This window comes from Novosphingobium sp. AAP83 (assembly GCF_001295795.1).
Classification (GTDB): Bacteria; Pseudomonadota; Alphaproteobacteria; order Sphingomonadales; family Sphingomonadaceae; genus Novosphingobium.
Genome location: NZ_LJHY01000029.1, coordinates 1 through 12582, shown reverse-complemented (window position 1 = coordinate 12582; position 12582 = coordinate 1). Strand labels below are relative to the sequence as shown.

At 61.5% G+C, this 12582-nt stretch carries 10 protein-coding genes; 4 read left to right on the top strand and 6 right to left on the bottom strand.

Annotated elements, in window-relative coordinates; translation table 11 throughout:
- Nucleotides 1–255: 255 nt before the first annotated feature.
- Nucleotides 256–1797, bottom strand: a complete 1542-nt coding sequence (locus tag IP81_RS15175) for an acyl-CoA synthetase (protein WP_157573278.1) — start codon at nucleotides 1795–1797, stop codon at nucleotides 256–258.
- A gap of 148 nt (nucleotides 1798–1945) precedes the next feature.
- Between IP81_RS15175 and IP81_RS15170 the strand changes: the two genes are divergently transcribed.
- Nucleotides 1946–2629, top strand: coding sequence for a spermidine synthase (locus IP81_RS15170; RefSeq protein WP_054108863.1), 684 nt, complete (start codon nucleotides 1946–1948; stop codon nucleotides 2627–2629).
- Nucleotides 2630–2635: 6 nt separating this feature from the next.
- Here IP81_RS15170 and IP81_RS15165 read toward each other — a convergent pair whose 3' ends face one another.
- The 5 genes from IP81_RS15165 to glnE form a co-directional block, all read right to left on the bottom strand.
- A complete protein-coding gene (locus IP81_RS15165; RefSeq protein WP_054108860.1) occupies nucleotides 2636–3592 on the bottom strand; it encodes a Stealth CR1 domain-containing protein in 957 nt (318 codons plus the stop codon).
- 273 nt (nucleotides 3593–3865) lie between these two features.
- Nucleotides 3866–4579 carry a M23 family metallopeptidase gene (locus IP81_RS15160; protein WP_054108859.1) on the bottom strand — a complete coding sequence of 238 codons (714 nt, stop codon included), beginning with the start codon at nucleotides 4577–4579 and terminating at the stop codon, nucleotides 3866–3868.
- A gap of 193 nt (nucleotides 4580–4772) precedes the next feature.
- Nucleotides 4773–5564 (bottom strand): ferritin-like domain-containing protein, encoded by a 792-nt coding sequence (locus IP81_RS15155; protein ID WP_054108862.1) that lies wholly within the window; start codon nucleotides 5562–5564, stop codon nucleotides 4773–4775.
- Between the two features lie 77 nt (nucleotides 5565–5641).
- Nucleotides 5642–6115 (bottom strand): peroxiredoxin, encoded by a 474-nt coding sequence (locus tag IP81_RS15150; protein ID WP_054108858.1) that lies wholly within the window; start codon nucleotides 6113–6115, stop codon nucleotides 5642–5644.
- Complete coding sequence (gene glnE, locus IP81_RS15145; RefSeq protein WP_054108857.1) at nucleotides 6112–8775, bottom strand: bifunctional [glutamate--ammonia ligase]-adenylyl-L-tyrosine phosphorylase/[glutamate--ammonia-ligase] adenylyltransferase; 2664 nt, start codon at nucleotides 8773–8775, stop codon at nucleotides 6112–6114. Before glnE ends, IP81_RS15150 begins: the two co-directional genes overlap by 4 nt.
- Before the next feature lie 231 nt (nucleotides 8776–9006).
- Between glnE and IP81_RS15140 the strand changes: the two genes are divergently transcribed.
- The 3 genes from IP81_RS15140 to IP81_RS15130 all read left to right on the top strand — a co-directional run bounded on the left by IP81_RS15140 (nucleotide 9007) and on the right by IP81_RS15130 (nucleotide 12452).
- Nucleotides 9007–10611, top strand: a complete 1605-nt coding sequence (locus IP81_RS15140; RefSeq protein ID WP_231626914.1) for a M28 family metallopeptidase — start codon at nucleotides 9007–9009, stop codon at nucleotides 10609–10611.
- A 13-nt stretch (nucleotides 10612–10624) separates the two neighbouring features.
- Nucleotides 10625–11614, top strand: a complete 990-nt coding sequence (locus tag IP81_RS15135) for an agmatine deiminase family protein (RefSeq protein WP_054108856.1) — start codon at nucleotides 10625–10627, stop codon at nucleotides 11612–11614.
- Nucleotides 11615–11684: 70 nt separating this feature from the next.
- Entirely contained in the window at nucleotides 11685–12452 is a 768-nt protein-coding gene (locus IP81_RS15130; RefSeq protein ID WP_082356213.1) for a YkgJ family cysteine cluster protein, read from the top strand.
- Nucleotides 12453–12582 lie beyond the last annotated feature (130 nt).

Below are 12582 nucleotides of genomic sequence, written 5' to 3'. Positions count from 1 at the left end.
GATCTCTTCACACTCGTCCCGGAATTGACCGGCAAGCTGTAAAGCTTCCGGCAAAGACCCGAAAACGAAAGGCCCCGCAAGCATGCGGGGCCTTTTGAGCTCGGAGGTCAGAGGTTTCAAATGAGTTGCATGATATGCAACTGCAATTCTGTCCTTCGCACTTGCGAGACTCGCCCGAAACTCCCAAAAAGAACTCGCCTTTCAGGCATCCTCTCCCAAACTTTTCAAAGGTCGATCTTCGGGTCGGCCTTTTTTTTATGCAACTGGCGCCCCGGTGCTGGCCTGATCACGCGCCCGATATTCGTCGCGCAGCAATCGCTTGAACAGCTTGCCGGTCGGCTCGCGCGGCAGCTCTGCGCGAAAGTCGATCTGGCGCGGCAGCTTCAACCGAGCCAGTTGCGGCTCCAGCCAAGCGGTCAGTTCCGCCGCCAGTTCCGGCCCGGCGTCAGCCATATCGCACGGCTGCACCACCGCCACCACACGCTCGCCCATATCGGCATCGGGCGCGCCGATCACCGCCACATCGGCCACGCGCGGATGCGTCACCAGCAGGTTCTCGATCTCTTGCGGATAGATGTTCACCCCGCCCGATATGATCATGAAGCTCTTGCGGTCGGTCAGGAACAGGAACCCGTCCTCGTCCACCCGGCCCACATCGCCAAGGCTGGTCCAGCCATGCTTGTTCATCGCATCACGCGTCTTGTCGGGATCGTTGTGATACGTGAAGGGACTGCCGCCCTCAAAGAACACCTGTCCCTCGATCCCGACGGGAACTTCATCACCCGCCTCATCGCAAATGCGGATTGTGCCCAACAGCGCGCGCCCGACTGATCCCGGCCGCTTCAGCCATTCATCGTTGGAGATATAGGTAAAGCCGTTGCCTTCGGTCCCGGCATAATACTCGCGCACGACTGGCCCCCACCAGTCGATCATCGCCTGCTTGACCGGCACCGGACAAGGCGCGGCGGCGTGGATCGCACACTTCAGGCTGGAAGTGTCATAGCGCGCCCGCACGTCTTCGGGCAGCTTCAGCATCCGCACGAAATGGGTTGGCACCCACTGGCTATCGGTCACTTTGTGCCGTTCGATCAGGGCCAGCGCCTGTTCGGGATCGAACTTTTCCATCACCACCACCGTTCCGCCCAGCCGGTGCACGGTCATCGACCAGCGCAACGGCGCGGCGTGATAAAGCGGCGCGGGCGAAAGATAGACCGCATCTCCGCCAATGCCGAACGCCTGATTCGCCAGCCCGACCAGCGTGTTGCCCGCGCCAATCGCCGGATCTTCGGGCAGCGGCAGCCGCACGCCTTTGGGCGTTCCGGTCGTGCCCGAAGAATAGAGCATGTCAGTCCCGGCGCGCTCGTCGGCTATCGGCGTTTCGGGCATAGCCGCCAGTTCGGCCTCCAGTGCACCGCCAAAGCGCAATTGCGCAACATGCGGCACCAGCGCTCCCACCTCATCAAGCAGCGCGGCGGTATAATCCGATCCGATCACCAGGCGGCTGCCGCTATCGCGCAGGATATAAGCGATCTCTGGTGCGGCCAGCCGCCCCGATACCGCCACATAGATCAGCCCCGCGCGCTGCGCGCCCCATGCCACGGTGAAAAGGTCTGCGGTGTTTTCAAGGCACATCGCGATCGTATCGCCAACCTCCACCCCGCGCGCGCGCACCAGGTGGGCAAAGCGGTTCGATGCCGCATCAAGCGCGGCATAAGTCACCACCCGGCCGCTGCCCCCCATGATCACGGCGGCGCGGGATGGATTGCGAGCCGCATGATAGGTTGGGTGAAGTTGCACGGCAAAATCCTCTCATTGGTGACGCAGCATCTTGGCATGCCCCATTCATCGCCGAGTTTAACCGATCACTTAAACAACGCAACCGCCATTTGTAGTGCCCGCGCTTTGCGCCTAAGGCGGGCGCGACCAACCAAGGAGCTTGTACCCTGTGATCCCGCGCGAATTGATCGGCACTGCGCAAGTGCCCGGCGGCGAAGAGCTCCGCCTCTACCGCCATGACCGCGATTTCATGATCGTACTGGATCGCAATGAATTGATGAGCAGCCGCCTCAGCGGTTCCGAAATCGCGCTTGCCGAACAAAGCCTCGCGCGCATCGAAGGCGCCATGCGCCCTGCCGTGTTGATCGGCGGCTACGGCATGGGCTTCACGCTTCGCGCCGCACTCGCCAAACTGCCCAAGGACGCGCACGTCACTGTCGCCGAACTTGTGCCCGAAATCATCGAATGGGCACGCGGCCCGATGCAAGACCTCGCCGCCGGTTGCCTCGACGACACCCGCGTGCGTCTGGTGATGACCGACGTCGCCGATGTCATCCGCGCCAACGGCCTCAATGTAGGCGGCACGGGCTACGACGCAATTCTGCTTGATGTCGATAACGGCCCCGACGGCCTTGTCCGCGCCGCCAACAACCAGCTCTACTCAACCAGAGGTCTCCGCGCCGCCCGCTCAGCCCTGCGCCCCGGCGGCGTCCTCGCCATCTGGTCCGCCGCCAAAGACCCCAACTTCACCGTCCGCCTGAAGCATGTCGGCTTCGACGTTGAAGAAATCGAGGTGCGCGCAAGAAGCAACGGCAAAGGCGCAAAACACGTCATCTGGTTCGCGCGGGATTGAGCCTATTCAGGCGGCGATGGCGCGTTCGATCCAGTCCCGCGTTTCAGGGATGACGGCTTCGACTTGGGGCAAATCGTTGACACACAAGAACTTGAACTGCGGCAGGATTGCGCGGGCAAGATAGGCCCGCACGTGGGGTAGCGGGTAATCATGCACTGCGCCGGTGCGCAAGTGCAGATGATCTGCGGCGCTGTGCAGCACTGCCATGTCTGCCGCAATGCACGCATGGTTGTGCAAACTTTGCGGCAGGAACTGTGAAACGCAGCGGAAGCGATGGCTGATGTTGGCCATGAACGCGGCGCGGTGCTGGTCATACAACCGGGCCAATACCGACCGGCGCAGTGGATGGACGACATGGGCGGCGCGGAACAGCCGGTCTGCCCCAAAACCGGCAAGCGCCGCCGCATTGATCTGTGTCAGCGCGTTGAGCAGCGTCGGGTCGTCACGGCTCGCAGGATCAGCCAGGATCGCACGGTTATCTGCCCAACTGCCGCGCAGAACCGGCTTATCATCGCAAAACAGATCGCCGGGGGCCAACGGCCCTGTCAAAAACACATCATCGTTGAAATAGACAAAGCGTTCAGACAGCCCCGGAATGCGCCACAGCAGTGTTTCGATGGCCAGAGAATTGAATGTTGGAAGCACGCTTTCGTGGCCGGCAAACAGGGTAAGGTGATCGACGATCGCAATACGCTCGACCAGTTCGGCCGGCAGGTGCGAAAGATCGGGCACTTGCGCATCGGTGATGATCCATATCTGCCCGATCCACGGCGCGTGATTGGCAATCGAGCGCAGACAGTAGCTCAGCTCGTCATTGCAAGCCCAGCGGTGCGGGTTGATGGCATTAATGTTGCGCGGTGCCAATGGCTGATGGCGCAGACGTTTTACCATGTGGCGCGGGTCCAGCCCGTCAACCCATGTGATGACCGCATCAATTCGCGCGGCCCCGTTGTTGCTCTGCATCTGTCCTGTCCGGGCCAGTGTTTGGTCTGCCACGATAGAACAAGACGAGCGCGGCATTGGCGCGTGGCGGCGCATAAGTCAATGATATGGCAGGTTTCAGGCGGTATTTGCCAGAGTGACGCCGCTACGGTTCGTCCTGTGGCGGTTCAACCAAGCCGGTCAAAGGCGTTGGCGGCGGACACGCACAGCACTCAAAGCCCTATAAGAAAAGGGCACCGTTTTCGGCGCCCTTTTCAGCATCCTCTCCAAGATGCAACCATTGGCGGTCAAGCCTTATTCGGGGCCGCCGGTACCTTTGCTTGGGGTCCCGTTGGCATAGAGTTTGTCGCCATTGGTCTGCATGTAGGGAACGGGGTTAACCGCTTCACCAGCCACGCGGACTTCATAATGCAGATGAGGACCGGTCGAGCGGCCGGTCGAGCCGACATAGCCGATCACATCGCCCTTGCGGACTTGCTGGCCTTCGGCAACGGCCACGCGCGACATGTGGCCATAACGGGTTTCCATTGCGCCGCCATGATCAAGCTGTACGAACAGTCCGTAACCGCCAAACCATTCGGCCTTTTCGACAACACCATCGGCGCTGGCGCGGATTGGGGTGCCGGTGGCGGCGGCCAGATCGATGCCCTTGTGTGCGCGGCGTCCGCCCAGAACGGGGTGATTGCGCATGCCATAACCGCTTGAGAGGTACGACACAGCGACCGGAGCAAGCGACGGGATCGAAACAGCAGCGCGGCGCACTGTGGTCGCCTTCGCTGCGGGAAGGATGCCGTTATCAAGCTGCTGCCAGCTTGCGAAGAGGCGGCGGAATTCTTCGTCACCACGATCAACCGAAACACCAGCCTTCGCAGCTTCGGCAGCGCGAAGCGGGGCAGCGATATCGGCAGAAGCTGAGCTATTGGCCAGCGCAGGAGCGGCAAAAGAAAGGAAGGCAACGGCTGCGAAGGCACCGAGAGCAGTCTTGAAGGTTTTGCTGTTGAACAACATTGAGACCCGTACGACCTTTTAATCTGCGATCCGGTTGATGCCTTGTGGCATTCAATCCAGCGCGCGCTGACCCCCAGTGCGAACCCGTTTGGTGGCGACTGACAGGGAAAATGGCCCGCCGCCTTGGGATATCTTTGAGCTGGTCGGAACCCCCCGCCATCTCGTGGATTGGGGGTAGGATAAGGTGTTGCGCCTAGGCAACCCCTGCCATGAATTCGCGCGATAGACCGGCTTGATGGCGCGCTGAGTCGTTGAACGGTGGCTTAACGGCACCGTGAAAATGGCGCGCAACCAGCATTTTCCATGCCTCGGGGGGCGATTCGCCACGTTTTTTGCACACATCGATGAAGTGCATTGTGCCGAACCGCACATGGCGGATTTCGTCGTCAAGGATTCGTTGGAGTACCCGCGCGGTGCGCTCGTCACCCGCCCTGGCGAATTTCTCGATGCCGCCCGGCGTCACGTCCAGTCCGCGCGCTTCCAGCACCATCGGTACAATCGCCAGCCGCGCCGCCACGTCATAGGCGGTATCGCGCGCAGCATCCCACAGCCCGTCATGTGCAGGCAGCGCTCCGTAAAAGCAGCCCAATGTCCGCAACCGGCGTGTAAGCAAGGCAAAATGCATCGCCTCGTCTGCCGCAACGCCCAACCAATCATCGACGAACTGGCGCCCCATCTCTGCGCCAAACCGTCCGGCGGCATCCAGCGCCAGATCGATTGCCACGAACTCGATATGTGCCAGAGCGTGGATCAGCGCGAGCCGGCCATGTGCCGATCCTTTGCCGCGCTTGGGCATCGCACCGGGGTGCAACAGTTGCGGCGCATCGGGCCGGGCGGGCACATCGGGCATGGGGCAGGTGAAGGCAAATTCCAACAAACCTGCCCGCCACATGCGAAAAACCTCGCGCGTCGCCATGACTTTTGCGGTGGGATCGGCGGTGAGCATGGCGGAACGGATGGCAAGGGACACCGAACGGTCCGTCATGCCCGCACTTGCGCTAAGCTGTGCACATGCCGCCACCAAATCGCCCACTTTTGCCACCTTCATCCAACTGCTTGAAATTATAGCGCTTTTGCAGTGAGCAAAACCTCGTCAGCGTGGCCCTTCACTTTCACCTTGTTCCAGATCTGCGCAATCTTGCCATTTTTATCAACCAGATAGGTTGTGCGCTCCATGCCCATATAAGTGCGGCCATACATCGATTTCTCGGTCCAGATGCCCAGCGCATCAGACACGCCGCCTTCTTCAGCATCGCTTGCCAGAGGCGCGGTAAGGCCATGTTTTTCGGCGAATTTCAGATGCTTTTTCGGCGGGTCCTTGCTCACGCCCAACACCGCAATATCGGCCGCCGAGAAATCTGCATAAAGCGCTGAAAAATCTTTGTTTTCGGTGGTGCAGCCGGGCGTGTCATCCTTGGGGTAGAAGAACACCACCAGCTTTTTGCCCGCAAAATCAGACACTTTCACTACGCCGCCATCCGGCGCGGTCATCGCGATGTCCGGAAACGCATCGCCCACTCCAAGTCGCTCGCTCATCCTTCAATCTCCAAAGCAATATCAAACACTTGATGCCAAGCCTGCGCCACCTGCCGCCGCGCAGCCAAGACCGCTTCCAGCAACAAATCCCAACTCTCCAGCCCGCAAGCAGATGCCACAATGCCGCGGCTGGCCACAGGCGGAAACATGCCATCGGGGGCAACCAGACGCACCACAACCAGCAGGCGCGTCATCAAGTCATGCGCGGCGTGGATTCCTGCGGGAAAAAGCGCTGCATTTTCAATCGTTAAAACCGCTTCGCCAAGGTCTGGTGTGCGGGCTATGCGATCGCGCAATTGCAGAAAGTGGACCATGAATTCGATATCGACCAGCCCGCCGCGCGCCAGTTTGACATCCAGCGGCCCCTTGGGCGGCTTATGCCCGGCCATGGTGGCCCGCATATCCAGCACTTCGGCGCGGAGCTTTTCAGGATCACATTGTAAATCAAGCACTTCCTGAATGGATTGGCGCAGGGCATCGCGGTCAACGGGTGTGCCGAACATCGGCCGTGCGCGGCACAGCGCCATGTGTTCCCACGTCCAGGCCTCCTCCCGCTGGTAGCGCTCAAAGCTGTCAAAACTAACGGAAATCGGCCCTTGCGCGCCCGATGGCCGCAGCCGCGTGTCCACTTCGAAAAGCGCGCCCGCCGCAGTTGGCACCGATAACGCCGCGATCACACGTTGGGCTAGGCGGTTGTAATACAAGGTGGCACCCAAAGGACGGCGGCCATCTGATTCAGCCTCATGCAGGCCACTGAAAAGAAACACCAAATCTAGGTCCGAGGCATGGGTCAGAGCCGCGCCGCCCAGTCTGCCAAGGCCGAGAATGGCCAGGTGGCTGCCGGGAACATCGCCATGGCTCTGGCGGAATTCTTCAATCGCGGCCTGCCCCAAAACCGCGATGGCCGCTTCGGCCACGCGCGACAAAGCGCCTGCAACTTCAAGGGGATCGCGCCCGCCTTCGATCAGTTGCACGCCCAGCGCAAAGCGCATCTCGCCCACCCGTACACGCACGGTATCGAGCAGGCGCTGGTAATCATCGCCCGCCTCGCCACGCGAAAGTTCGGCGGCGATGTCCTCCACACTGCCGGGAAGATCGAAGGCTGAGCGATCAATCAGCGTATCGAGTAAGTCAGACCGGCGGGCCAATTCATCGGCCAGCGTCGGGGCATGGGCAAGGATGCGCATGACCAGCGCGAGCAGGCCGGGACGCGCTTCGAGCAAGCGGAACACATTGATAGCACTGGTCAATCCGGCCAACAATTGTTCCCAGCGCAATAGCGCGCGGGGCGGATCGGGGGCTTCGGCAAGGGCGCGCTGCAATTGCGGACGGATGCGGGCAAAGGCATCGCGCGCCTCGGCCGAGCGTAGGCAGCGGTACTGCCCGCCCTCCCACGCATCGATCCGCGCGGTGAATTCATCCGCCGCGCTTACCGCCTCCACCGCAACCGCACCGGTGGGCGCATAAGTCTTTATCAAGGCGTCAAAACGGCGGCCCACTGCATCGGATATATGCGTCAATTCGCGCACCAATGCGGCGCCATCGGACAGGCCTTCCAGCCGCGCCACGCTATCAAGGGCGGCGGGGTCGGTTGGCAGGGAGTGCGTCTGCTGATCTGACACCATCTGCAAACGGTGCTCCAACGTGCGCAGCCGGTCATAGCTTTCGCCCATGATTTGAGCATCTTCGTGCGAGATAATGCCCGCTGCTGCCAATGCGTCGAGCGAGGCACGTGTGCCGCGCAGACGCAAAGTAGGATTGCGGCCCCCGTGAATAAGCTGATGGGTTTGCGCGAAAAATTCGACCTCGCGGATGCCGCCGCGCCCGCGTTTGAGGTCATAGCCGGGGCCGATGGCCTGCCCGGCTGAATAGTGGTCGCGGATGCGTGTGGTCAGGCGGCCAATCTCGGCAATCGCGCCAAAATCAAGGCTGCGCCGCCACACGAACGGGCGGATCGTATCGAGGAAGGATTGCCCAGCCGCGATATCGCCAGAGGCGGCGCGGGCACGGATATAGGCTGCGCGCTCCCAAGCCAAAGCGCTTGATTCATAATGGGTTATCGCCGAATCGAAGGACAGCGCGAGCGGGCTGACTTCGGATGCGGGGCGCAGGCGCAGATCGACCCGGAAGACATAGCCTTCTGCGGTGACGTTCGACATGATCTCCATCAGCGCACGGGCAATGCGCTGCGCTGCCTCTGCCGGATCATCGCGATCACGGCGGGGCAGGGTGTCGGGATCGTAAAGCAGGATCGGATCAATGTCCGAAGAGTAGTTCAGCTCTTGCGCGCCGTGTTTGCCCAGCGCAATGGCGCAAAAGCCCGCCGGTTCGGCGTCTGGCGTGCGGCGGCGGATGGCGGCGATAATCGCGCTATCAAGCGAACGGTCTGCAAAGTCTGACAATTCGGTGATTATGCGGTTAAGTGGAAAGGCATGCGCCAGGTCTCCAATTGCTAGCACCAGCGCCAGCGCGAGACGTTCCCGGCGCAAGGCAATGGCGGTGTCGTCAATGCCATGACCTGCGGACTTGGCGAGGGCCAGCGCCTGCTCCACTTCGCCTGCGCCAAGCAGTGCTTCAAGGTGCGGCAACCGGCCCAATGCCATCGACAAGAAAGGCGCATGAGCATGGGCGCGGGCAAGGGCATTGTCAAAATCGGTCATGCTGCAAGCATCTTGAAGGGCGTCGTGAAAGGCATGCCCCATGCGATGCCCGCATTGGCGCGTTGCTTCAAGCCGCATTGCGATGGCACGTGCGGTCTGCCACAACACAGGCCAACGGCATGGTCGCCCATGCGCTGGAGAATATTTGGTATGCGTTGCTATCCTCTCAAGGCTTTTTCGCTTTCGTTCTGTGCATTTGCGTTGGCCAGTACGACTATGGCAGGCAACGGCATGGCAGCCCCGGTTCCGCCAGTGGATGAAGGCATGATGCGCGCGGTGATCAAAACGCTTGCATCCGATGAATTGGCCGGGCGAGGCCCTGCGAGCGCGGAAGAGGCCGCAACGCTGGACACCATCGTGGCGCAGTTCAAAGCCGCAGGTTTGCAGCCGGGGAACAAGGCGGCAGACGGCACGCCTTCGTGGTTTCAGGATGTGCCAACCGTATCGATGACCGCACAAGGCTTTTCACCGCTGGTAATCAGCGGCGGGGCAGGCGCGGCTTTGAGCTTTGCATCGGGCAAGGATTTTGTCGCAGGCAGCTATCGCGTGGTGCCGCAAACCACGGTTAAGGACAGCGAGCTGGTGTTTGTCGGTTATGGCGTAAACGCGCCGGAACTGGGCTGGAATGACTATGCCGGGATCGACATGAAAGGGAAAACCGCGGTTATCCTGATCAATGATCCCGATTATGCGATGGCAACAGAGGATGGGCCATTCAAGGGACGGCGGATGACCTATTATGGCCGTTGGATCTACAAGTTCGAAGAAGCTGCACGGCAGGGTGCAACCGGCGCGATCATCATCCATGATACCTATCCGGCGGCCTATGGCTGGAATGTGGTGGAATCGAGCTGGTCGGGCGATCAGCATTTTGTCGCCACGCCCAATGACGGTGCGGACCAGACCGTGTTCAACGGCTGGGTCCAGCAGGCCACAGCGCAAGCGGTGTTCAAAGCTGCGGGCAAAGACCTTGGCGCGATGGTGAAGGAGGCGGGCACGAAGGGCTTCAAGCCAGTGCCGCTGGGCCTCAAGACGTCACTTTCGTTCAACACTGCGATCACGCGATCAAAATCGCGCAATGTGATCGGCATCCAACCGGGCACGACCGCGCCCGATGAATATGTGCTCTATTCCGCGCACTGGGACCACTTGGGGCGGTGCAAGCCTGATGCCAAGGGCGATGATATCTGCAACGGCGCGGTCGACAACGCGACCGGAATTGCCGCGCTGGCGGCGCTGGCCGATATGAACCGCAAGGCAGGCCCGGCGCGCCGCAGTCAGGTCTATCTTGCCTGGACGCTGGAGGAATCGGGGCTGCTGGGTTCGGAATTTTATGCGCGCAACCCCGTGTTTCCGCTGGCCAAGACTGTGGGCGGGGTGAACATTGATGCGCTTTCGCCGGGCGGCCCATCGCATGATGTGGCGGTGACCGGCGGCGACAAATCCGAACTTTCCGCGATTCTGGCCGAAGTGGCGGGCGAGCTTCAACTGAAGACGGGGCCGGAAGATGCGCCTGAAAAGGGCTATTACTATCGCTCTGACCACTTCAGCTTGGCCAAACGCGGCGTGCCGATGTTCTATGTGGAGCGCGGCGTCGATCTGATTGAAGGCGGGGTTGAGGCTGGCAAGGCTTTGGCCGACGATTATGTCGTGAACCGTTATCACCAGCCAAGCGACGAATACTCCGATAGCTGGGACATGCGCGGGATTGTGCAGGACGTAGGCCTCTTCTACCGGCTCGGTCGCCCGCTGGCTGATGGCTCTAACTGGCCGAACTGGAACGCGGGTGATGAATTCCGCGCCATTCGCGACAAGAGCCGCGCCGGGGCGAAATAAGGACCATAGTTCGATGACCGCGCACTTCCGTATGCCGCCCGAATGGCACCCACAGGACTGGCTGTGGGTGGGTTTCCCGCACTTGGCCGAGGAATGGTCGGGCGTGATCGATCAGGCGCAAGAGCAGATCGCCGCCTTCGCCAATGCGGTGGCCGATAGCGGGCAGCAAGTGCGGCTGGTGGTGCGTGATGCTGCCAACGAAATGCGCGCCAAGTCACTGGTTTCCGCAGCGGTCACGCTGGAGCGGCGGACTTATGGCGATGTGTGGCTGCGCGATACCGGGCCGCTCGTGGTGCTCGATGAGGCGGGCAACCGGCAGGCGCGGTTGTTTGGCTTCAATGGCTGGGGCGGGAAGTATCTGATGCCCGGCGATCAGGAGATCGGCGCGGATCTGGCTACCTCTGCGGGGCTTGAAACGGGCGCAAAAGCGGACTGGATTCTGGAAGGTGGCGCGTTGGATGGCGATGGTACCGGCTTGGTGGCGACGACCGAACAGTGCCTGCTCAACCCCAATCGCAACCCGCACCTCTCGCGCGCCGATCTGGAAGCGCGGCTGCTGCGCGATCTGGGCTATTACCGCGTGTTGTGGCTGGGCGATGGGTTGATCAACGATCACACCGATGGCCATGTCGATAACCTCGCGCGGTTTGTCGGCCCCAACCGGCTGGCACTGCCGCGCGCCACCGGCCCTGATGATCCCAACGCCGCGATCTATGCCGATGCCAAGGCGCGTGCGCTGGCGGCGGGTGTCGAGGTGGCCGAAGTGCCTTCACCGGGAAGGATCGAATGGGGCGATATGATCCAGCCCGCCAGTTATATGAACTTTGTCATCACCAGCAATCTGGTGGTCGTGCCGGTGTTCGGATCACAGCACGATGCCGATGGCGTGGCCGCCATTGCAGAGCTTTTCCCCGATCGCGCGACGATAGGCCTGATGGGCGATGCCGTGCTGGCAGGCGGCGGCGGGTTCCATTGCGCCAGCCAGCAGATGCCGAGGGTTTGAGGGGGCAATTGGTCCGAAATCGGGCTGGTTGCGCTGTCCCCGCGCTGCTGCCTGCGTTTAACGCCGTTCCATGGAAATCACTTTCGATTGTACGCAGTGCGGGCGGTGTTGCCATGATCTACGGTTGACGCTGTCGGTGGCCGAGGCGCGGGTCTGGGCGGGGCGGGGGCACCGGGTGGATTTGCTGGCGGAGGGTTGGCCTTGGCCAGAAGCCGATAACGCTGATGGTGATCCTGATGATCCGGCCTCGCAATGGCGCATGGCGACGAGTTTTCCCGTCAGCATTGGTGATGTGCCGTTCCGTGTGAATTTGCGGCTGGTGGCGCGGCATGTGGGGGCTTGCCCGCATCTGCTGCCCGATATGCGCTGCGGCAATTATGAAGCGCGGCCAAGGATTTGCCGGATCTATCCGCTGGAAAGCCGCCCGTTCGAAGCGATGGTTCCCGCGCACAGATTGTGCCCGCCAGAGGCTTGGGGACAAAGCTTGCCGGTGCTGGAGCGCGATGGTGTGCCTGCGGATGCGGAAGCGGCGGCGATTTTAGCGGCGCACCGTGCAGCGATGGTGGCCGATGTGCCGGTGAAAGAGCGGCTGGTGCGCGTGATCGGCTGGGCGGAAACCGCGATGGCGGGCGAAGGGCTGGCGGTGCGCGAGATTGCGCCCAATGCCTTGATCGCGGCGCTGGATGCGGCAGAGCGCGGCGCTGGTGGTGCGGCGCAGCCTTGGGGCATCGTTACCAACCGTGAGACGACGCGGGCGATGCTGGCGGATTTGGAATGTCCGGTGTGGCTGGTGGCAGCGGAGGAAGGGTTTTTGTCGGCGTTTGGGGATGAGAGTTAGCGTTTGTACGCATGCCCACCCCGCTGCGACTAAGGCCACTGTTTGACCTAAGTCTCGCGGCCCACCCGCTTGCCGGAGCGACTGTCTGTTGGGTCAAGTGTCATGATGCGATTTCGGCTTTTGTTTCGCG

Excerpts from the sequence above, each read along its gene's own strand:
- IP81_RS15165 (WP_054108860.1), bottom strand. The coding sequence starts at position 3,592 with ATGCAGAGCAACAACGGGGCCGCGCGAATTGATGCGGTCATCACATGG.
- IP81_RS15160 (WP_054108859.1), bottom strand. The coding sequence starts at position 4,579 with ATGTTGTTCAACAGCAAAACCTTCAAGACTGCTCTCGGTGCCTTCGCA.
- IP81_RS15155 (WP_054108862.1), bottom strand. The coding sequence starts at position 5,564 with ATGACGGACCGTTCGGTGTCCCTTGCCATCCGTTCCGCCATGCTCACC.
- IP81_RS15150 (WP_054108858.1), bottom strand. The coding sequence starts at position 6,115 with ATGAGCGAGCGACTTGGAGTGGGCGATGCGTTTCCGGACATCGCGATG.
- glnE (WP_054108857.1), bottom strand. The coding sequence starts at position 8,775 with ATGACCGATTTTGACAATGCCCTTGCCCGCGCCCATGCTCATGCGCCT.
- IP81_RS15140 (WP_231626914.1), top strand. The coding sequence starts at position 9,007 with ATGGCAGCCCCGGTTCCGCCAGTGGATGAAGGCATGATGCGCGCGGTG.
- IP81_RS15135 (WP_054108856.1), top strand. The coding sequence starts at position 10,625 with ATGACCGCGCACTTCCGTATGCCGCCCGAATGGCACCCACAGGACTGG.
- IP81_RS15130 (WP_082356213.1), top strand. The coding sequence starts at position 11,685 with ATGGAAATCACTTTCGATTGTACGCAGTGCGGGCGGTGTTGCCATGAT.